Origin of the sequence: Methylobacterium mesophilicum, assembly GCF_022179445.1 — a bacterium.
Lineage (GTDB): Bacteria > Pseudomonadota > Alphaproteobacteria > Rhizobiales > Beijerinckiaceae > Methylobacterium > Methylobacterium mesophilicum.
The window spans coordinates 59,636-79,066 of record NZ_BPQU01000008.1 but is presented as its reverse complement, the minus strand read 5'-3'; the positions used below and the strand labels follow the sequence as shown (position 1 = coordinate 79,066).

Genomic DNA, 19,431 nt, shown 5'->3' with positions numbered 1-19,431 from the left:
CAACGCGGCCGGACGAGCGCGTCTGCCTATGATGCGGTCCAGCCGCTCAAAGTCGGGTAGAGGTCCGACCAGTCCGGGTTAAAATCCTCGATCAACCGGATCTTCCAGTCACGGCGCCATTTCTTGAGCGCCTTCTCCCGGTCGATCGCCTCCAAGATGTAAGTGTAGGATTCATACCAGACCAGCCGCGTCACGCCGTAGGTTGACGTGAAGCCAGGACTTGCCGCGGTCTGATGCTCGTGGACGCGGCGGGCGAGATTGTTGGTGACGCCGACGTAAAGGGTGCCGTGCTTTCGGCTGGCGAGCAGGTAGACGTGATACGCCACGGCAGATCTGCCTGATCGGTTTCATTTCCAAACCGAAGCCGACAGCGCCTAGTTTCGGCATCCTCGGCGGTTATGGGTTCCGGGTTCTCGCCTTCGGCGAGCCCCGGAAAGACAAGGTGCGGTGTTTTCGGTCGAAGCGATTCCAGCTGTGGATCATAGCAAATCACTTTCCGCCGCCAAGGACTGCGGTGAGGTCTTGCTCTGCACGCTCTGGAACAGCCGCTCGCTGGTGAGCTTGAGGAAGTAGAATCCGAATTCCGGGTTCTGGTAATAGAGCTGCTTCACGTCGGAATACGACACGCAGAGCGCGTTGCCGGCCTCGATGCAGACCAGCGAGGCGGTGCGGGTGTTGCCGGGCGCGAGCAGCCCGAGCTCGCCGACGATGCCGCCCTTGCGCACTTCGATCCCGACCTCCGGGATCCGGAAGGCGCCGCTCTCGACGTAGTACATCTCGCCGGCCTCCTCGCCCTTGCGGAACACCACCTCGCCGATTCCGAATGGGCGCTGCGACCCGAACGGGCGCAGCCATTCGAGGGAGAGGTTGCCGTCGGCCGCGGTCTCGACGTCGCGCACCAGCCGCATCATCTGCCAGAGGCGGTAGGCGTTGAACGGGATCTGGATCGCCTCGGTGAGCACCACCGGCATGCTGCCGATCAGGATCCCGTAGGTGATCACCGCGCAGCTGGCGCAGAGCGAGATGATCCGCAGCGGGATCATGGTGCTCATCGCCGAGGCCGAGATGGTCAGCGCGGTACCGAGGTAGCCGATCGCCTCTATCCAATCCACGCGCGCCTCCGCCATGTCCCGAGCTTGAGCGGGATGCCCGTCCCGCTGGGCTCCGGCAAGCCGCGCGGCCGCGGGCGGTGCGCGCGCGCCTCAGCCTGTGCCCGCGCGGATACGCTCGGCGGCAGCCGCGGCGGCGCGGGTGCCCTCCTCGTAGGCGCCGCCCACGGTGCCCCATTGCAGCCGCGACAGCGCCTCGCCGGCGAACCAGACGGTGTCGGCGAGGGGCGCGCGCAGGAACGCCCGGGCCGGCGCGTGGCCGGGGGGCACCACCGCCCAGGAGCCGCGGGACCAGGGATCGTGCCGCCATGCGCTCACCGCCGGGATGGTCAGGTCGCGCAGCCGCGCCCGGCCGAACTGCTCGGCGAGCACCGCCCGGACATGGCGGCGCACCCCGTCGGGGCCCGAGCCGGCCGCATCGAGCGCCTCCGCCTCATGCACGTCGAGTTCGTAGTAATGGAACGGCGTGTCGTCGATCCGGGTGAGCAGGCCGGCCGGCGACGGTCGCGTGCCGTGGATCGCCGCCAACCGGTCCCGGCCCCGGAACGGGCTCGACGGCCAGTGCAGGACCGCGTGCTCGTAGATCCCGGTCGAGAAGCCGTCGATCGCCGCCCGGACCGCGTTCGGCAGCGGCGGCGAGAAGGCCGGGCCGTCGCGCAACACCATGACCGGCACCGTCACGATCACAGCCCGGGCCCGGTACGTGGTTCCATCGCCCGTCTCCACGCGCACCTGCCGGTCTGACCAGTCGATGCGCGTGACGGGGCTCGCGAGCGCGATCGGCAGGTCGTTGGTGAGCCGTGCGAGGTAGCTGCCGTAGCCCCCGGCCAGAAAAAAGTTCTCGCTGTATTCGAGGCTCGGGAAATCGTGCAGCGAGACCTCATCGAGCGCCCGGCCCGAGACCAGCCCGTGGACCTGCGCGACGCGGGTGCCCCAGGGGCCGAGCCCCGGTGGAAGCGCGGTCTCGGCCGGACGGTCTGGCCCCGGCTGCGCCGCGCCGCGGGTCATGGCCTGGTCGGCCCGGTCGAAGGCCCTGGCGTTGGCCCGGATCTCGTCGGGGCGACCCCGGCGGCGGTCGACCCAGACGTGGCTCTCCTGGGGAGCCAGCTTCAGGCGCTCTCCGCGCGTCCGGCCCAACGCGACCAGCGGGTTGATCGGCCCGGCATGGAGCCAGTGGGCCCCGAGGTCGAGGGCGTGGCCGCGAATCGAAACCGTGAAGGCCCGGCCGCCGATCCGGTCGCGGGCCTCCAGAACGGCGACACGCACGCCCCGCTCCACCAGGGTCCGCGCGGCCCCGATGCCGGCGGCGCCGGCACCGATCACCAGCACTTCCGGATCCGCGGGCGGCGGCGCCAGGCGCGGCCGGTAATCCGGTGCCCGCGGCGGGTCCGCGGAGCGGACCTCAGCATGCGATGAAGTCGAGGCCTTCACCCTGGAATCCTGCACGCGCGCTCCTGTCCGCTCGCTCCGGTGCGGCCGTGCCTGGCCTTGCGCCGGTCGCCACACCGCTTCACAACGCTGCCGCGCCGCTTCCGGCGCCGCGTCCCCGAGGTCTCGCGCTCCTTCGCGCCGAACCGGTGTCTCATCGGCGGCAAGCGCTCAAGCCGGAAACCCCGCCCGATGATCGTCGAGTCCGCCGCGGCGGCTTTGCGCCAGACCTTCTCCCCGCCCCTGCGGGCGATCCTGTGGAAATCCCTGAGCCTGACACTCGGGCTCCTGGTCCTGCTCTGGTTCGGCCTGACCCGCCTCGTCCAGGCGTTCCAGGCGAGCCACCACATCTCCGCCCAGTACCCGATCCTCGACAACCTCGCCTACTACCTCGCGGGGTTCGGCCTGTTCGTGGTTCTGGCCTACCTCATGCCGGCGATATCGATCCTGGTGGCCGGGTTCTTCCTCGACGATGCCGCCGCGATCGTCGAGCGCACGGACTTCCCGAACGATCCCCCGGGCCGCCCGATGCCGCTCGGCACCGCGCTCTTCTATGCGGTGCGCTTCGCGGGTGTGACGCTGCTGGTCAACCTGGCGGCCCTGGTGATCTTCTTCGTGCCGGTCATCGGGATCGTGGCGTTCTTCGGCGCCAACGCCTACCTGCTGGCGCGGGAATATTTCGAGATGGCGGCGGCCCGGTTCCGGCCGCTCCCGGAGGCCGCCGAGATGCGCAAGGCCTACGCGGTCCGGACGCTCGGCGCCGGCTGCCTGATGTCGGCCCTGATGGTGGTGCCGATCCTCAACCTGCTGACGCCGCTGTTCGGCATCGCCCTGATGGTCCACCTGCACAAGCGGCTCAGCCGGCGCCTGCGCCTGGAAGGGCCGGTCGCGCGATAGTCGAGATGCGGCGAAGCCTCGCTCTATTCGTCGCGGTCTTCGGCCGCTACCGTGACAAGAGTAGGCGGTATTCGCGGCGGAGAGCCGAACGATGAAGGCTCAAGACGCGGTGCAGACGGGCACCAAGGACATCCCGCCGCCGCCCGGCAAGGGCCCGTTCGTCCTCGTGGGTCTCACCGCTCTCGGATTGCTGGGTTACGGCGCCTACAACCACTGGCAGCGGGACGTCGAGGCGACCGCGACCCTGGAGCGGATCAAGACCCTGGTGCCCCAGGTGCGCACCGTCGTGGCGGAGCGGGCGAACGGCCCCCTCGACCTGATGCTGCCGGGCGAGACACAGGCCTTCACGACCGCCGCGATCGCCGCCCGTGCCACCGGCTACATCGCCGAACGGCGGGTGGATATCGGCTCCCGGGTCAAGGCCGGCGACCTGCTCCTGCGCATCGCGGCGCCGGACCTCGACCAGCAGCTCTCGCAGGCCGAGGCTCAAGTCGGCCAGCTGAAGGCGCAGCTGCTACAGGCTCAGGCGCAGGTCGAGCAGGCCCGGGCCAACGTCAACCTCGCCAATCTCACCAACAACCGCACCTCGACCCTGGCCGTCCAGGGCTGGGCCTCGCGCCAGAACGCCGACACGTCGCAGGCAGGCGTGCTCTCGCAGGCCGCGACCCTGGCGGCCGCCGAGGCGGGCGTGAAGGTCGCCACCGCCAACATCACGTCGCAGGAAGCCGTGGTCGACCGCCTGAAGGCGCTCACGGCGTTCGAGCGGGTTGTCGCGCCGTTCGACGGCGTGGTCACGACCCGCAACGTCGATGTGGGCGATCTGGTCAGAGCCGACAACGGCGGCACGCCGCTCCTCAGCATGGACCAGGACAGCGTCCTGCGCATCACCGTGAACGTGCCGCAGAACGATGCCGTGGGCGTCAAGCCGGGCGTCCAAGCCGAGATCAGCGTCCCGCAGATCCCGGGTCGCCGGTTCGGCGGCTTCGTCGAGCGCAGCTCGGTGGCGTTGAACGCCGCCTCGCGGACCCTGACCACGCAGGTGGACGTGCCCAACCCCGACCGGGCGCTTCGGGCCGGGCTCTACGCCACCGTGACGCTGAAGATCCCGCGCACCGAGGAGAGCGTCTCGGTTCCGGCCGAGGCGACCGTCTTCAACCGCAACGGCTTCCAGGTCGCGGAAGTCGGCGAGGACGACCGGGTGACCTGGCGGACGATCAAGGTGCGGCGCGATCTCGGGCGGATTCTCGAACTCGAATCCGGTCTGGCGGCCGACAGCCACATCATCTTCAGCCCGCCCCCGGAGCTGCGCGACGGCCAGACGATCGAGCGCGTGAAGCCGGCACCGCAGACCAAGCCGATCCGAGCCGCGGAGCGGTGATCGGTTGAGGCCGCAGGAGAGGTCTCTCGGCGCCCTCTCCACCGACCAACCTTTTTCATCCTTGGGCTGCCTCGCAGCACCCCGGGATGCGTGGGGTGAAGAACTTTTTCGCTCGCCTCGTCGCTGCGCGCGCAATGACGGCGTGGGATCGGAGGTCGATGGCCTGCCCGACCCGTCGAACCGGTATCAGTTCACCCGCACCACGAGCTTCATCTTCGGGTGGATGCCGCAGAGCACCTGAAAGGTGCCGCGCTCGGTGAAGGTGACCGGCGTGCGGCTGCCTGGTTCCTGATCCCCGGAATCGAAGCTGAACGTGTCGGATTCCACGAAGACGTGGTGCAGCAAATCGCTGTCGTCGTTGACGAACATCACCGTCTCGCCCCGGCTGAGGGCGATATTCCCCGGCTGGAACGCGCGGCCCTTCTGGGACACCAGCAATCCGGAGGCTTCCAGGTCGCCCACCAGGATCAGGCCGCAGACCAGGCCGAGGGCCAGAGCGATGGCCGCCGGCATGGCCGATTTCCAGCGGAGCGGGACGGGCATACTCGGCGCAGCGGGGGCCATGGCATTCCTCGGGCTGATCGAGGCAATCTACCTGAGACTTTATTGAGAAATCATTTTCGAAAACCCTCACGTTCCGCGGAGTTGGGCTGTTTGCGAGACCAGGAACGGGTCAAAACGATTATCCATAAGACGAACCGATAATGGCCCCGGCTAATCGGCTCTTAACATGTGGCAATTACGGTTCATGGCACCTGTCACACGGCGCGGTGCGATGCGAGACCCCGAGAGAGCGACGGATGAGCGGCCGCCTTCGGGTCTGATGCGCTTTGTGCGCGGCATCACCGGCCTTTCGGCGACGATCCGCGGTCGGATCTTCGTCGCGTTCCTGGGCATGAGCCTGCTGTCGGGGGCGCTCGGGCTCTATGCCGTGGTGGCGATCTCGCATGTCGGGGCGCTCGTCAATCGCACTTATGACGAGTCGCTGATGTCGATCAATTACGCCCGGGCGACCGCGGCGGATTTCGCAAAGATGCGCAGCGCCTTCGCGCGCCGGACTCATGTCCGCGACTCCGCCCAGGCGGCCAAGCTCGATGCCGAGATTGCCGATCTCTCGACCACGCTCGCCGAAGACTTGACCATCGCCGTCGAGCGCTCGCAATCGGACCGGTCGGTGCGCACCGCGGGCGCCGTCCAGGCAGCGGTGGCTGCCTGGGAGGAGATGCGCCGCGGCCTCGACCCGGCCACCGCCCGCCCCGAGCGCTGGGACGCGCTGGACCAGTATGCCAGCGCGGTCGACAACCAGATCGACCTGTTGGTCAACTATACGGCGGGCGACGGCTTCACCTTCCGGCAGGCCGCCCGGACGCTGGTGGCCCGGGAGATCCACGTCAACGCCATCGCGGCGGGGCTTGCGGTGTTCGCCTGCGCGCTGATCGCTTGGCTGCTCAACCGCCGGATCACCGGCCCCCTCGCCGATGCCTCGGCGGCCGCCGAGCGGATCGCCAGCGGACGCCTCGACGACCGGATCCCGGCCGGCGGCCGGGACGAGCTCGGCAGCCTGCTCCGCTCGATGGCGGTGATGCGCGACAACATCCAGGCGATGATGCAGCGTGAGGTCAGCCAGCGACGGGTCGCCGAGGCCCTGGTGACGGACGCGCTGCAGACCTCCCGCGAAGGCGTGGTGGTGGTCGACGCCGTGGGGTGCATCGCGCTCGCCAACGCCCAGGCGCTGCGCTTCTTCGACGGGCTCGAGGCCGCGATCCTGGCCGGCATCTGTCCGTCGGATTCCGAGGACGGTTCCGGTACCGGCTCGCAATCCCTCGACGAGTGCTTCCGGGCGCTCGCCCGCGACGGCGACATCCGGCTGGCGGACGGGCGCTGGCTGCGGGTGAGCCGGAGCGCCACCCAGTCGGGCGGCTTCGTGGCCGTGTGCAGCGATATCAGCCTGCTCAAGGAGCAGGAGGACCGGCTGACCGAGACCAACCTGCGGCTCGACGCGGCGCTGGACAACATGTCCCAGGGCCTCTGCCTCTACGACGCACAGCATCGCCTGATGGTGGTGAACCGGCGCTACAGCGAGATCTACGGCCTGGCCGCCGGGACGATCGTTCCGGGGATGTCGGCGCAGGACGTGATGCGGGCGAGCCTCGTGGCCGGCAACCATCCCGGCAGCGACCTCGCTGCCCTCCTCCACCAGGAGCACGAAGCGCATCGCGGCGGCACCTGGCACACGCAATTCCAAGAACTCGCCAACGGCCGCACCGTCTCGATCGACCGCCGCGAGACTGCCGATGGCGGATTCGTGGCGACCTACGAGGACGTCACGGAGCGCCGCCGCGCCGAGGCCCGCATCGCCTTCCTGGCGCACCACGACACGGTGACGGGCCTGCCGAATCGTGAAGCGCTCGGCCAGCAGATCGAGATGGCGGTGGCGCAGGCCGGGCGCGATTCGGGCTTCGCCGTCTTCGCGATCGACCTCGACGACTTCCGCCCGGTCAACGAGACGCTCGGGCATGGGGTCGGCGACGAGCTGCTTGCGGCGGTCGGCGAGCGGCTCACCGCCTGCGTGCGCGAGATCGACTGCGTCGCCCGGCTCGGTGCGGACGAGTTCATCGTCGTCCAGCGCGGCGTCGATCGCCCGGAGGAGGCCGCGATCCTGGCCCGCCGGATCATCGAGGTGCTGAGCGCGCCCTACATCTTGAGCAACCACGAGATTAGCGTCGGGCTGACCATCGGCATCACCCTGGCACCGAGCGACGGGGCCAGCTGCGAGAAGCTCCTGAAGAATGCCGAGGTCGCCCTAGACCGCGGGAAGACCGAGGCCCGGGGCTCGTTCCGGTTCTTCGAGCCCGAGATGGATGCCCGCCTCCAGGCCCGGCGGCTGCTGGAGCGCGACCTGCGCGACGCGCTGATCCGCGAGGCGTTCGAGGTCTATTACCAGCCGATCTACAGCCTCGACACGGACCGGATCTGCGGTTTCGAGGCGCTGCTGCGCTGGGATCACCCGACCCGCGGCTTCGTCTCGCCCGCCGAATTCATCCCGATCGCCGAGGAACTGGGCCTGATCGTCCCGCTCGGCGAATGGGTCCTGCGCCGGGCCTGCGAGGAGGCCGCCCGCTGGCCGGATGGGCTCAAGGTGGCGGTCAACGTTTCGGCGGTGCAGTTCACCTCGGCGAGCCTCGTCACCGCAGTGCGCGAGGCCCTGCGCCGGACCGGCCTGCCCGGCCGCCGCCTGGAGCTGGAGATCACCGAATCGGTGCTGGTCGCCAATCCCGGCGCGACCACCGCGATCCTGCACAGCCTGAAGGCGCTCGGTGTTCGGGTCTCGATGGACGATTTCGGCACCGGCTACTCGTCGCTGAGCTACCTGCGCAGCTTCCCGTTCGACAAGATCAAGATCGACCAGTCCTTCGTGCGCGACCTGTGCGTGAAGGACGGGACCGACTTCATCGTCCGGGCGGTGATCGGGCTGGGCTCCAGCCTCGGCATGACCACCACCGCCGAGGGCGTGGAGACCGAAGCGCAGCTCGCGCATCTGCGCGCAGAGGGCTGCGACGAGATCCAGGGCTACCTGATCAGCCGCCCGGTTCCGGTCTCCCAGGTGGGCGAGGTCATCCAGCGTTGGAACGGTGCCGCCCGGGCGATCGCCTGAAAGCATCCCTCCCCCGCCGCGGGGGGGAGGGATAGGCAAGCGCCTTACTCGGCCGCGTCGAGGCGCGGGCGCTCGATGTGGCTGCGCTCTGCCTTGACCAGCTCGGCCGTGCGGAACGCCACCTCCAGCGCCTGCTCGGCGTTGAGGCGCGGGTCGCAGTAGGTGTGGTAGCGATCCTGCAGGTCGTCGGCGGTGAGCGCCCGGGCGCCGCCGGTGCATTCGGTCACGTCCTTGCCGGTCATCTCCAGATGGATGCCGCCCGCGAACGTGCCCTCGGCCCGGTGGACGCCGAAGAAGCCCTCGATCTCCTGCATCACCCGGTCGAAAGGCCGGGTCTTGTAGCGGCCCGCCGCGACGGTGTTGCCGTGCATCGGGTCGCAGATCCAGACCACCGTCCGCCCTTCCCGCTCGACCGCCCGGATCAGGGCCGGCAGGTGGTCGCCGACCTTGTCGGCGCCGAACCGGCAGATCAGGCTGAGCCGGCCGGGCTCGTTCTCCGGGTTGAGCTGATCGACCAGCCGGATCAGGCCGTCCGCCTGCATGGACGGACCGCATTTCAGGCCGATCGGGTTCTTGATCCCGCGGGCATATTCGACATGGGCATGGTCCGGCTGCCGGGTGCGGTCGCCGATCCACAGCATGTGCCCGGAGGTCGCGTACCAATCGCCCGTGGTCGAGTCGATGCGGGTCAGCGCCTCCTCGTAGCCGAGCAGCAGGGCCTCGTGGCTGGTGTAGAAGTCGGTGGTCCGCACCTCCGGATGGGTCTCCGGATTGATGCCGATCGCCCGCATGAAATCGAGCGCGTCGGTCATGCGACCGGCGACATCCTGGTAGCGCGAGGATTGCGGCGAATCCTTCACGAAGCCCAGCATCCAGCGATGCGCGTTCTCCAGGTTGGCGTAGCCGCCGGTGGCGAAGGCGCGCAGCAGGTTCAGGGTCGCGGCCGATTGCCGGTAGGCCTCGACCTGACGGCGCGGATCCGGCGTGCGGGCCTCCTCCGTGAAGCCGATGCCGTTGACGATGTCGCCCCGGTAGCTCGGCAGGCTCACGCCATCGAGGGTCTCGGTGGGCGAGGAGCGCGGCTTGGCGAACTGCCCGGCGATGCGCCCGACCTTCACCACGGGCGAGCCGCCCGCGAAGGTCAGCACCATCGCCATCTGCAGGAACACCCGGAAGAAGTCGCGGATGTTGTCGGCCGAATGCTCGTCGAAGCTCTCGGCGCAGTCGCCGCCCTGGAGAAGGAAGGCCTCGCCCGCCGCGACGCGCCCGAGCGCCGTCTTTAGCTTGCGCGCCTCACCGGCGAAAACCAGCGGGGGAAAGCTCGCGATCTGGGTCTCGACCGCCTGCAGCGCCGCCGAATCCGGATAGGCGGGGACCTGCTGGATCGGCAGGTTCCGCCAGTTCTTCGGTGTCCAACGCTCGGCCATGACCTCTCTCCGCGCACGTCCTTCGTGCGATCGCGCATGACGCGCGAAGCGCGGCTTATAGAGGGGTTCCCGAACGCATGCGAGGGGCGGATTCCTGAGGGCTGGCAGGAGCCTGAAGCAGAGTTGGGGCGCGGGCGATCGGGTGATGCGCTTGCAGCGGGTGGTTCGGGCGTCCCGCGATCCAATCAGAAAATCCGAGCCCCGACGGGATTGGGGTTTCTCCGAGCCCAAAGATTTCGCTCCGTCATCCCGGGGCCGCACAGCAGAGCCCGGGAGCGAGAAACAGAGGTGGAGCAAGATCTTGCGCCGTCGGCGGTTCGAGATTCCGGGCTCGCCTGCGGCGCCACGGAATGACGGGGTGGTTTAGCCTGCGGCGTCAATGAGTGTCGAAAAGGCAACCGCCACGTTCGCGGATGCATCAAGGCGACTGCCTACGGCCCGCGCTCGATCAGGCTTCGCCGTCCTCGACCTCGATCCCGTGCTCGGCCAGGATCCAGAAGATCGCCTCCAGATCCTCCGCGGAGACGTCCCGCGGCGGAAGCGCCTCCTCGAGGTCGTCGTAGGTCAGGCAGCGGCTGCGCTGAGTCTCGGCCTTGGCGAGCAGCCGGTCGATCGCCCGGCGGATATCGGCGGGCAGCGCGTCGTGGCTCGGTACCCGATAGCTGAAGGCCGGCCGAAGGGCGTCGGCCAGGAGGCCGTCGATGATCGCCTGACGGCGCGCGTGCGCGTCGTCCTCGCGATTGCCCTTGCCTGCGTCCTGCTTGCCCATGACCCTGATATGGCTCGGCCGCGCACCGCGTCGAGACCCCGCGACGCGGGGAACTTACCCGACGCCGACCGGATGCTTGGTCACCTCCGGCACCCGCATGGTGACGAGCTCCTCGGCGGCGGTGGGATGGACCGCGATGGTGCGGTCGAAATCGGCCTTGGTGGCGCCCATGGTGACGGCGATGCCGATGGCCTGGATCACCTCGCCGGCATCGTGGCCGAAGATGTGGACGCCCACCACCCGGTCGCTGGCGCAATCGACCAGCACCTTCATGAGGATCCGCTCCTCGCGGCCCGAGAGCGTCGCCTTCATGGGCCGGAAGCGCGCCTTGTAGACGTCGATCTTGCCGTAGATCTCCCGGGCGGCGGCCTCGGTATGGCCGACGATGCCGATCTCGGGGGTCGAGAACACCGCGGTCGGGATCAGCCGGTGATCGACGCAGGACGGCTTGCCGCCGTAGACCGTGTCAGCGAAGGCATGGCCCTCCCGGATCGCCACGGGGGTCAGGTTGGCGCGGTTGGTGACGTCGCCCACCGCGTAGATCGACGGGATTGCAGTCTGTGAATAGGCATCCACCGGGATCGCGCCGGCGGCGTCGGTCTCGATCCCGACCTTCTCCAGGCCGAGCCCGGCGACGTTCGGGCGCCGGCCGGTGGCCACCAGCACCTGATCGACCAGGATCTCGGTGCCGTCGTCGAGCTGCGCGCACAGGCCGGCATCGCGCCGGTCGATCCGGATCAGCGTACGGCCGAGCCGCAGGTCCATGCGCTGGCGATAGGCCTCGGCGAGGGCGTCGCGGACCTCGTCGTCGAAGCCGCGCAGCAGCCGGTCGCCCCGGTGGAGCAGGGTCGTTCGGCTGCCGAGCGCTGCGAAGACGCCGGCGAACTCCACCGCGATGTAGCCGCCGCCGATCACGAGGATGCGCTCGGGCAAGTCTTCCAGCTCGAACACCTCATTCGAGGTGATTGCCAGCTCGATCCCCGGCACCGCCGGCTCCTTCACCGGATGGGCGCCGACCGCGACCAGGATCCTCTCGGCCCGCACCGTCCTGTCCGAACCGATCAGGCGGATCGTGTGCGGGTCCTCGATCACCGCGCGCTCGGGCACGATCTCGACGCCGGCGCGCAGCAGGTTGGTGTCGTAGATCCCTTCGAGCCGGGTCACCTCTGCGTCGCGGCGCCGCTTGAGGACGCTCCAGTCGAAGCGCGGGCGCTCGACCGTCCAGCCGAAGCCCGCGGCATCCTCGAACTCGTCGGCGAAGCGGCCGGCATAGACCATCAGCTTCTTGGGCACGCAGCCGCGGATCACGCAGGTGCCGCCAACCCGGTACTCCTCGGCCAGCATGACCTTGGCGCCGTAGCCGGCCGCGATCCGGGCGGCCCGGACGCCCCCGGAGCCGGCGCCGATGACGAAGAGGTCGACGTCGAAAGCGCTCATGCGGGGCCGTCCATCTCGCGTCTCGTATCCGTGCGGGACGTCGCCGCCTCACGCATCCAAGTGGCTTCGCGCATCCACGTGATGGCAGCGCCGAGCCCGGCCGTCCACCACGCCGCCCAGCCATTGTGCTCGACGAACGCGATGGCAGCCGCGCAGGCGACGAGACCCAGTGCCGCGGCGCGGTCGGGCTGCCGCATCCCGGCGATGCGGCCGAGCATCAGCATCAGGACTAGCGCGGCCAGGAGCGCACCGGGCAATCCCAGTTCGGCCCAGACCTGCAGGAAGCTGTTATGCGGGTGGCCGACTCCGAGGAGGACCCGCATCTCGGGCGCGACCGCCCCGGCCACGGGAGCCTCTGCGAAGCGCGCGCTGGTGCCGAATCCCGCCCCGCGCCACGGATCGGCCGCCACGGCCGCGCCGAAGCTGCGGGCGATGGCGACTCGGGCCCGGGAGGAGGATTGCACCAGGCGCTCATGCGCGGCCTCCGGCATGACCCGGGCGAGCAGGTCGCCCTCCACGGGGGCGAGTGCGACGGCAAGGCCGAGCCCGAGGCCGGCAAGCGCGATCCCGACCCGCATCGGCAGCAGCCGGGCCAGGCCGAACAGCCCGGCCCCGGCGAGAAGTCCCAGCTGAGCGGCGCCGCTGATCGAGCGCAGCACGCCGAAAGCCGCGAAGACGAGGCCGGCCACGGCGAGGCTCCGGGAGCGGGCGCGCCACAGCACCAGAGCGACGGGGCCGGCAAGGAGGTCCAGCGTCAGCGCCGGGCGATTGTGCACGAAGGCGGCGACCCGGCGTCCGAGCGCCCGTTCGAGGGCGAGGTCCGAAGCGAGGTCGACCGCGATGACGAGGCCTGCCAGCACAATCGCGGCCGCACCGAGGCGGGGCGCGAAGGCCGGGATCCGCCCGGGGGCGAGGCAGGTGATCAGGTAGGCGGCGGCCAGGGTCGGCAAGAATTCGCCGAGCACCTTCAGCGACGAGCCCGGGAACGGCGCCCAGGCGAAGGAGACGAGGCACCATCCCAGGAAGGCGAGCGCCGCGACGCCGAGCGGCTTGCTGAGAGGGATGAGGAGGCAGGCTCGCAGCGCGCGAGGATCTTCGACCCAGCGCCCGGCGAAGAAAGCTAACGCTGCGAGGCCGAGGACGGCCGGGCTCGACCGGTTGGCGAGCACCATCGCCAGCGGCAGGACGGCGAGCAGGGCCGCCCCCGCCGCGTAGAGGCGGTCGGTCGTCCGCGCGGAACGTGTCTGACCGAGCGTGATCGCCGGCCTGGGATTCAACGGCATCGGATGTCCAAAGCATCCCCATCCTGCGGCGGAGACGATCACACATCTCCGGTCGTGACGCTGGTCCCCTCTCCCGTACGGGAGAGGGACCGGGTGAGGGATGCGCCCTCTCCGGAAAACCCCGATCCCTCATCCCGACCTCTTCCCGCACAGGAGAGGGGGCGCGTCCCGGCTTACGTGATTCGAGGTGTCAGCTCAGCGAGCCTCGTGGGAGCCCTCGAGTCGGCTACGGGATCCCTGGAGGGCTCCCACGAGGGCTCCGCTTCGCTCCGTCGACTCGGGATGATGGCATGGGTGGGGCAGTCGGAGCCGAAAACGACCTCACGACCACCCGCGCCCCTCTCACTGCATCTGGTGGCCGCGCTTGCCCATCTCGGCCCGCACCCGGACCATGACGTACTCGGACACTTCCTGCGTCCAGTCCTGCATTTCCTGCACCATCTCGTCGAGGAGCTGCGGCTGGGCCTCGACGTAGTGCTTGCCGGCCGGCGAGCGGAAGAAGGTCGCGATCTCCTTCAGCTCGGGCTCCGGGAATTTCGCCGCGTAGGTGCGGGCGGCGATGTCGATCATGCGCTGCTTCTGCAGCTCCATCTCGGGCTGGAGGGCGGTCAGGACCTCGTCGAGATCCTTGGCGAGTTCGGGCCGCGTCACCGTCTGCTTCCGGATCTGGTCTGCGAAGGCCGGCAGGACCGAATCGAACGAGCGGGCGATGCCGGAGCTGAGCATCACCTCGCGGGCGAGGGCGAGGTGGCTCGCCGTGTAGGTCGGCGTCGCGGCGGCCGGCGTGTTCGGCTGCGCCGCCGGCTTGGCCGGGGCCGGCTTGTTCGCCTGGGCCGAAGCCGCATGCGGGAGAATCGTGGCCGCGGCGAGCGCGAGGCCGAGCGCGGCTTTGAGGCGTCGGGACATGCTGAATGTTCCTGCGAAAGGGTTTGGCGCTTCAGACCAAGCTGCCGAGAATGGTGACCTCGGCCTGGCCGTCGCGGTCCGCCGCCAGGATCGCGGCGTCGGCGATGCCGAGGAACAGGCCGTGCTCGACGACGCCCGGCACCGACCAGAGGGCGGCCCCGAGGGCGTCTGGATCCGGGATGGCGCCGAGATGGGCGTCGAGGATGTAATGGCCGCCATCGGTGAGGAGCGGCTTGCCGGCCGGATCGCGGCGTAGCCGCACCGGGCCGGTACAGCCGACCCGGGCGATAGCCGCCTCGACCGCGCCGTGCGTGGCGGTGAGGCCGAACAGGTTCACCTCGATCGGCAGCGGGAAGGCGCCGAGCCGGGCGACGTGCTTGGCCGCGTCGGCGATCACCACCATGCGGCGGCTGGCGCAGGCGACGATCTTCTCCCGCAGCAGCGCGGCGCCGCCGCCCTTGATCAGGCGCAGCTGGTCGTCCACCTCGTCGGCGCCGTCGATGGTCAAGTCGAGCTCGGGCTGCTCGTCGAGCGTCGCGAGGCGGATGCCGAGGCCCTCGGCCTGCACCCGCGTCGCCTCCGAGGTCGGCACGCCGACGATGTCGAGCCCGTCGCGGACGCGTTCGCCGAGCAGGGCCACGAAGGCCGCCGCGGTCGAGCCGGTGCCGAGGCCCAGCCGCATGCCGGGCTCGACCAGGTCGAGGGCGCGCGCCGCCGCCGCCCGGCGCAGGTCCGGTCCGCTCACCGCGGGGGCGCCCGGTCGGCGGGGTGGAACGAGATGTCGCGCATGCGGAGCAGCCGGGCTTCCTGGGTCGGTCGCGCGGCCCCTAGCATGCCGCAGGGCGGACCGGAACGGCTCCGCGGAGCTGCTGGCTTCAAAAGCGGCCGCCCTGTGCGGGCGTGGCGCTGGCCCCGGCCCGGCCGGGTGCGGGCCCGGTCAGCGGTGCGTCCGATGCGCCCTCGGCGCCGGGCTTGGCCTGCTGGGTGCAGACCACCTGCTCCTTCTTCACCAGCACGAAGCAGATGCTCATCTCGCCGGTCCGGTAATTGACCCGGAACACGCCGGCCTCGCGGGTGTGGCGGCTGGCGACCAAGCCGTATTCCGAGGGCGCCTGTGCGCCGGCGCCCTCCCCGGGGCCGAAGCACACGGTTTGGCCGATGCCGCCGGCCGATTCCTGCAGCCCGTACTGGCAGGAGGTCACCTCGCCGGTGACCTTGTCGACTCGGTACATCCGGTTCAGGTCGGTCTGCGGCGCGGGCACGAATTCGAACGAGGTCGCGGCGGCCGGCACGCTGGCGAGTGCAAGGCAGGTGGCAAGCAGGGGCAGGGACGGTTTCATCGCGGGATCCGGGAGCTGACGCGCTCCGCCTTTCGCTGGGCTTTCGGGCGAGTGTGGGGCGCCGCGTCGCCTTGCCGCCGACGCCGGCCGGCTTTAGCGAGGCCGTATCCCAGCTGGAGTTCGACCCGATGCCGCCCGAATCGACCGCTCGTCCGCCGATCGCCGTGTTCGACCTGGACGGGACCCTGGCCGAGACCGCGGGTGACCTGATCGGCACGCTCAACGTGCTGATGAAGCGCGAAGGCCTGGCCGAGCTGCCCCTGTCCCAGGCCCGCGGCCTGATCGGAGCCGGCGCCAAGGCGCTGATCCGGCGGGGCTTCGAAGCGGAGGGCCGCGCGCTCACGGCGGAAGACCACGAGCGGCTGTTCGAGGCCTTCATCGCCCATTACGGAAAACACCTAGCCGACACGTCGCACCTTTATCCCGGCGTGGTGGAGGCGCTGGACACGCTGGAGGCGGCGGGGTTCCGGCTGGCGGTCTGCACCAACAAGTTCGAGGGCCAGTCGGTGGAGCTGCTGCGCCTGCTCGGGATCGGTCACCGCTTCGCGGCGATCTGCGGGCGCGACACCTTCCCGGCCTACAAGCCCGATCCGAGCCACCTCACCGGCACGATCGAACGCGCCGGGGGCGACCCGGCCCGGGCCGTAATGGTCGGCGATTCGCGCACCGACATCGACACCGCCAAGGCCGCCGGCATCCCGGTGGTGGCGGTGACCTTCGGCTACACCGACGTGCCGGTGACCGAACTCGGGCCCGACCGGGTGATCGAGCATTTTTCGGATCTGGCCGAGGCGGTCCGCGCCCTGGTGCCGGTGGAGGCCGCCTAGGGGGTCAGCGCAGCCAGGTCCTTAACCGCGCCACCGCCTCCCGGCATTCCGCCTCGGAGCCGGCGAACGAAAACCGGACGTGGTGGTGGCCGAGATCCGGATCGAAATCGAGCCCTGGGGTCGCCGCGACGTTGGCTTCGTCGAGCATGCGCCGGCAGAAACCGGTGGCTTCGTTCGTGAGATTCGCCACGTCCGCGTAGAGGTAGAAGGCGCCGTCGGCCGGGTGCACGCGCCCGAGGCCGAAGCCGGGCAGCGCGTCGAGGAGGATCGCCCGGTTGCGGGCGTAGCCGTCGCGCACCGCGTCGAGTTCGTCTGCGGCGTCCAGCGCGGCGAGCGCGCCGACCTGCGAGAGGTAAGGCGCCGAGATGTAGAGGTTTTGCGCCAGCCGCTCGATCGGGCGGACCAGGACCTCCGGCACCACCATCCAGCCGACCCGCCAGCCGGTCATGCAGTGGTATTTCGAGAACGAGTTGATCACCACCGCGTCGGAATCGAATTGCAGGGCGGTGACGGTCGGCACGCCGTAGCTGAGGCCGTGATAGATCTCGTCGGAGATCAGCGGCAGGCCCAGCTCGCGAGTGGCCGCGCAGAGGTCGCGCAACGCGTCTTGCGTGATCACCGTGCCGGAGGGGTTGGCCGGGCTCATCACTAGGGCGCCGGCCAGCGACGCGCGGGCATGGGTCTCGCGCAGGAGCGCGGCCGTGGGGGCGAACCGGTCCTCGGCGCGCAGCACCATCGGGGCCGGCACGAGGTCGAGGGCGGCTAGGATGCTGCGATAGGCCGGGTAGCCGGGCTGCGGTACCGCCACCCGGGAGCCGGCATCGAACAGGCTCATGAAGGCGAGTACGAATCCGGCCGACGAGCCGGTGGTGATCACCACCCGCTCCGGGCTCACCGCGACGCCGTGGCGCTCGGCATAGTCCCGGGCGATCCGCTCGCGCAGGGCCGGCAGGCCGAGCGCCTCGGTGTAGGGCACGCGGCCGGTGGCGAGCGCCGCCTGCGCCGCCGCGATCACCGCCCGCGGCGCCGGCGCGGAGGGCTGGCCCACCTCCATGCGCACCACGTCGTCGCCGCGCCGGGCCTTGGCGGCGGCCGCGGCCATGACGTCCATGGCGAGGAACGGCTGGACGGCGGCGGCCCGCCGGGAGATCGGGATCATGCTTTCCTGACGGGGCGCGAGGGCGGAGGCGGTGCGGTGCTCGGGGTTACCCCCTGACGGCCCTGCCCTCAACCGGTGTCAGTGCGGCGCGAAGCCCGCAGCCATGTTGACCACCAGCGCCAGGATGCCGGTGTTGAACAGGTAGGCGCCGACCGTTTGCGCGGTCGCGATCCGGCGCATCCTCTTGCTGGTGAGATTGGTGTCGGAGGTCGCAGCCGCAGCCCCGATGGTCACGGTGAAGTACAGGAAATCCCAGAAGTCCGGCTCGGTCTCGCCGTGGAAGTCCAGCCCGCCGCGCTCGGCGCCGGCTTCGTCCCCTGTGCCGTAATAGACGTGCGCGTAGTGGACCGTGAAGATCATCTGCACGAAGACCCAGGTGCAGAGCAGGCTCGTCCCGGCGAGCGCCAGGGCGTAGCGCTCGCCGGGTCCGGCGATGCGGCCGCCGACCACCAACACCGCCACCGAGCCGAGGCTCGCGGCTGCCGCCAGCAGGGCGAAGACGGTGATCACCCCGGCGCTGTCGTCGAGCCGGGCGGCCTCACGCCGCATGGCGTCATGGGTCTGGCCGGTGGCCCGCCGTATGACCAGGCCGGCATGGACGATCACGCCGGCGCACCAGCCGACGAGCAACCGCATCCCCGGATCGAGGCCCGGCACCAGCAGGGCGGTGGCGACCGCCACCAGGATCGCGCAGAGCAGGTGCGGGCGCAGCCAGAAGGCGCGGAACAGCTTGGGCATGACGAACCGGATGACGCGCAGCGGGCGGGATCTCCCGGCCGGGATCGTGATTTGACCCGGCGCCGCGAAAACGCCTAACCCACCCTCTACCGCTCGCGCCACGCGCGGGCCGGCTTGCCGCGCAAGCGAGGATCCATGCTCTTCAACCGCTCCCTGCCCGCGCTGGCCCTGGCGCTCGGCCTCGCCGCCGTCCCGGCTTCGGCGCAGGACGCCACGCAATCCACCGCTCCGGCATCCGCCTCGTTCACGGACGCGCAGCGCGCCGGCATCGAGGCGATCGTCAAGGACTACCTGATCAAGCACCCGGAGGTGCTGCAGGAGGCGCTGGCCGAGGCCGAGAAGCAGCAGGCGGAGACGCAGCGCCTCGCCCAGAGTGCGGCCCTCAAGGAGGCCCGCGAGGCGCTCATCAACGGCCCGCACGACGTCGTTGCCGGCAATCCCACCGGCGACGTCACGCTCGTCGAGTTCTTCGACTACAATTGCGGTTATTGCCGCAAGGCGCTGATCGACGTGCAGACCCTGATCAAGACGGACCCGAAGCTGCGGGTGGTGATCAAGGACTTCCCGGTGCTCGGCCCGGAATCCCTCGAAGCGAGCCAGGTCGCGGTCGCGGTGCGCCAGCAGCTCAAGGGCGACAAGCTGTTCGAATTCCACCAGAAGCTGCTCGAGACCAAGGGCCGGGTGAACGGCGCCCGGGCGATCCAGGTCGCCAAGGATCTGGGCGCCGACACGGTCAAGCTGCAGAAGGACATGGCCTCCCCCGAGGTGAAGGCCGCGTTGAGCGAGAATCGCGGCCTGGGCGACCGGCTGGGCCTGTCGGGCACGCCGGCCTTCATCATCGGCGACGAGGTGATTCCGGGCGCCGTCGGGGTCGACCCCATCCGCAAGACCATCGCGGATGTCCGCCAGTGCGGCCACGCCTCCTGCTGAGGCGTCAGGCCGGAGCTTCCCACCGGCGGATGGCGGACTGCGCGGCCTTGTCGCGCCAGGCCGCCTTCGTCTAAGAGCCGCCAGCCATGAGGCTGTGATCGAGTGCCAGCGCGCATGCCGGATGAACCGACCGCCGCGGCGCGATACG

Annotated in this window: 18 protein-coding genes; 5 read left to right on the top strand and 13 right to left on the bottom strand. The window is 70.0% G+C overall.

Annotated features, from left to right (window positions below):
- Positions 1–26: 26 nt before the first annotated feature.
- The 3 genes from MFF40_RS10930 to MFF40_RS10920 form a co-directional block, all read right to left on the bottom strand.
- Positions 27–326 carry a GIY-YIG nuclease family protein gene (locus MFF40_RS10930; RefSeq protein ID WP_147897324.1) on the bottom strand — a complete coding sequence of 100 codons (300 nt, stop codon included), beginning with the start codon at positions 324–326 and terminating at the stop codon, positions 27–29.
- Positions 327–479: 153 nt separating this feature from the next.
- On the bottom strand, positions 480–1,112 hold the full coding sequence (locus MFF40_RS10925) for a cyclic nucleotide-binding domain-containing protein (RefSeq protein ID WP_147897325.1): 633 nt from the start codon (positions 1,110–1,112) through the stop codon (positions 480–482).
- A gap of 90 nt (positions 1,113–1,202) precedes the next feature.
- Positions 1,203–2,540: a flavin monoamine oxidase family protein gene (locus MFF40_RS10920; protein ID WP_378997519.1), complete on the bottom strand. Its 1,338-nt coding sequence runs from the start codon at positions 2,538–2,540 to the stop codon at positions 1,203–1,205.
- Positions 2,541–2,729: 189 nt separating this feature from the next.
- Between MFF40_RS10920 and MFF40_RS10915 the strand changes: the two genes are divergently transcribed.
- Together MFF40_RS10915 and MFF40_RS10910 are read left to right on the top strand one after the other, a co-directional pair.
- Entirely contained in the window at positions 2,730–3,434 is a 705-nt protein-coding gene (locus MFF40_RS10915; RefSeq protein WP_147897326.1) for a sulfate transporter family protein, read from the top strand.
- Between the two features lie 91 nt (positions 3,435–3,525).
- Positions 3,526–4,812, top strand: coding sequence for an efflux RND transporter periplasmic adaptor subunit (locus MFF40_RS10910; RefSeq protein ID WP_147897327.1), 1,287 nt, complete (start codon positions 3,526–3,528; stop codon positions 4,810–4,812).
- Between the two features lie 186 nt (positions 4,813–4,998).
- On the opposite strand, the gene MFF40_RS10905 is transcribed toward MFF40_RS10910, so the two are convergent.
- Positions 4,999–5,325: a plastocyanin/azurin family copper-binding protein gene (locus tag MFF40_RS10905; protein WP_238260382.1), complete on the bottom strand. Its 327-nt coding sequence runs from the start codon at positions 5,323–5,325 to the stop codon at positions 4,999–5,001.
- 262 nt (positions 5,326–5,587) lie between these two features.
- Here MFF40_RS10905 and MFF40_RS10900 point away from each other — a divergent pair, with 262 nt between their 5' ends.
- Positions 5,588–8,467, top strand: a complete 2,880-nt coding sequence (locus MFF40_RS10900) for an EAL domain-containing protein (RefSeq protein WP_147897328.1) — start codon at positions 5,588–5,590, stop codon at positions 8,465–8,467.
- A 44-nt stretch (positions 8,468–8,511) separates the two neighbouring features.
- On the opposite strand, the gene MFF40_RS10895 is transcribed toward MFF40_RS10900, so the two are convergent.
- From MFF40_RS10895 to MFF40_RS10865, 7 genes are all read right to left on the bottom strand, one after another.
- Positions 8,512–9,894, bottom strand: coding sequence for a class II 3-deoxy-7-phosphoheptulonate synthase (locus tag MFF40_RS10895; RefSeq protein WP_238260381.1), 1,383 nt, complete (start codon positions 9,892–9,894; stop codon positions 8,512–8,514).
- A 448-nt stretch (positions 9,895–10,342) separates the two neighbouring features.
- Positions 10,343–10,663 (bottom strand): RNA polymerase sigma factor region1.1 domain-containing protein, encoded by a 321-nt coding sequence (locus MFF40_RS10890; protein ID WP_147854254.1) that lies wholly within the window; start codon positions 10,661–10,663, stop codon positions 10,343–10,345.
- A gap of 54 nt (positions 10,664–10,717) precedes the next feature.
- Positions 10,718–12,100, bottom strand: a complete 1,383-nt coding sequence (gene gor, locus MFF40_RS10885; RefSeq protein ID WP_147854255.1) for a glutathione-disulfide reductase — start codon at positions 12,098–12,100, stop codon at positions 10,718–10,720.
- A complete protein-coding gene (locus tag MFF40_RS10880; protein ID WP_238260380.1) occupies positions 12,097–13,383 on the bottom strand; it encodes an O-antigen ligase family protein in 1,287 nt (428 codons plus the stop codon). Before MFF40_RS10880 ends, gor begins: the two co-directional genes overlap by 4 nt.
- 342 nt (positions 13,384–13,725) lie before the next feature.
- Positions 13,726–14,289, bottom strand: coding sequence for a DUF2059 domain-containing protein (locus tag MFF40_RS10875; protein ID WP_147854258.1), 564 nt, complete (start codon positions 14,287–14,289; stop codon positions 13,726–13,728).
- A 31-nt stretch (positions 14,290–14,320) separates the two neighbouring features.
- The gene (rpiA, locus tag MFF40_RS10870; protein WP_147896695.1) at positions 14,321–15,034 is read right to left on the bottom strand and encodes a ribose-5-phosphate isomerase RpiA; all 714 of its coding nucleotides are present in this window, start codon (positions 15,032–15,034) and stop codon (positions 14,321–14,323) included.
- A gap of 130 nt (positions 15,035–15,164) precedes the next feature.
- Positions 15,165–15,629 (bottom strand): hypothetical protein, encoded by a 465-nt coding sequence (locus MFF40_RS10865; RefSeq protein ID WP_147896696.1) that lies wholly within the window; start codon positions 15,627–15,629, stop codon positions 15,165–15,167.
- A 128-nt stretch (positions 15,630–15,757) separates the two neighbouring features.
- Between MFF40_RS10865 and gph the strand changes: the two genes are divergently transcribed.
- The gene (gene gph / locus MFF40_RS10860; RefSeq protein ID WP_147896697.1) at positions 15,758–16,456 is read left to right on the top strand and encodes a phosphoglycolate phosphatase; all 699 of its coding nucleotides are present in this window, start codon (positions 15,758–15,760) and stop codon (positions 16,454–16,456) included.
- A 4-nt stretch (positions 16,457–16,460) separates the two neighbouring features.
- On the opposite strand, the gene MFF40_RS10855 is transcribed toward gph, so the two are convergent.
- The gene (locus MFF40_RS10855; protein WP_147896698.1) at positions 16,461–17,615 is read right to left on the bottom strand and encodes a pyridoxal phosphate-dependent aminotransferase; all 1,155 of its coding nucleotides are present in this window, start codon (positions 17,613–17,615) and stop codon (positions 16,461–16,463) included.
- Positions 17,616–17,693: 78 nt separating this feature from the next.
- On the bottom strand, positions 17,694–18,353 hold the full coding sequence (locus MFF40_RS10850) for a DUF1345 domain-containing protein (protein ID WP_147857419.1): 660 nt from the start codon (positions 18,351–18,353) through the stop codon (positions 17,694–17,696).
- Between the two features lie 135 nt (positions 18,354–18,488).
- Between MFF40_RS10850 and MFF40_RS10840 the strand changes: the two genes are divergently transcribed.
- Positions 18,489–19,283 carry a DsbA family protein gene (locus MFF40_RS10840; RefSeq protein ID WP_147896699.1) on the top strand — a complete coding sequence of 265 codons (795 nt, stop codon included), beginning with the start codon at positions 18,489–18,491 and terminating at the stop codon, positions 19,281–19,283.
- Positions 19,284–19,431: the final 148 nt, after the last annotated feature.

What these genes read in the sequence shown, in the direction of transcription:
- gph (WP_147896697.1), top strand. Translation starts at nt 15,758, where the DNA reads ATGCCGCCCGAATCGACCGCTCGTCCGCCGATCGCCGTGTTCGACCTG.
- gor (WP_147854255.1), bottom strand. Translation starts at nt 12,100, where the DNA reads ATGAGCGCTTTCGACGTCGACCTCTTCGTCATCGGCGCCGGCTCCGGG.
- MFF40_RS10915 (WP_147897326.1), top strand. Translation starts at nt 2,730, where the DNA reads ATGATCGTCGAGTCCGCCGCGGCGGCTTTGCGCCAGACCTTCTCCCCG.
- MFF40_RS10900 (WP_147897328.1), top strand. Translation starts at nt 5,588, where the DNA reads ATGCGAGACCCCGAGAGAGCGACGGATGAGCGGCCGCCTTCGGGTCTG.
- MFF40_RS10850 (WP_147857419.1), bottom strand. Translation starts at nt 18,353, where the DNA reads ATGCCCAAGCTGTTCCGCGCCTTCTGGCTGCGCCCGCACCTGCTCTGC.
- MFF40_RS10840 (WP_147896699.1), top strand. Translation starts at nt 18,489, where the DNA reads ATGCTCTTCAACCGCTCCCTGCCCGCGCTGGCCCTGGCGCTCGGCCTC.
- MFF40_RS10910 (WP_147897327.1), top strand. Translation starts at nt 3,526, where the DNA reads ATGAAGGCTCAAGACGCGGTGCAGACGGGCACCAAGGACATCCCGCCG.
- MFF40_RS10880 (WP_238260380.1), bottom strand. Translation starts at nt 13,383, where the DNA reads ATGCCGTTGAATCCCAGGCCGGCGATCACGCTCGGTCAGACACGTTCC.
- MFF40_RS10895 (WP_238260381.1), bottom strand. Translation starts at nt 9,894, where the DNA reads ATGGCCGAGCGTTGGACACCGAAGAACTGGCGGAACCTGCCGATCCAG.
- MFF40_RS10905 (WP_238260382.1), bottom strand. Translation starts at nt 5,325, where the DNA reads ATGCCGGCGGCCATCGCTCTGGCCCTCGGCCTGGTCTGCGGCCTGATC.
- MFF40_RS10865 (WP_147896696.1), bottom strand. Translation starts at nt 15,629, where the DNA reads ATGAAACCGTCCCTGCCCCTGCTTGCCACCTGCCTTGCACTCGCCAGC.
- MFF40_RS10890 (WP_147854254.1), bottom strand. Translation starts at nt 10,663, where the DNA reads ATGGGCAAGCAGGACGCAGGCAAGGGCAATCGCGAGGACGACGCGCAC.
- MFF40_RS10855 (WP_147896698.1), bottom strand. Translation starts at nt 17,615, where the DNA reads ATGATCCCGATCTCCCGGCGGGCCGCCGCCGTCCAGCCGTTCCTCGCC.
- MFF40_RS10875 (WP_147854258.1), bottom strand. Translation starts at nt 14,289, where the DNA reads ATGTCCCGACGCCTCAAAGCCGCGCTCGGCCTCGCGCTCGCCGCGGCC.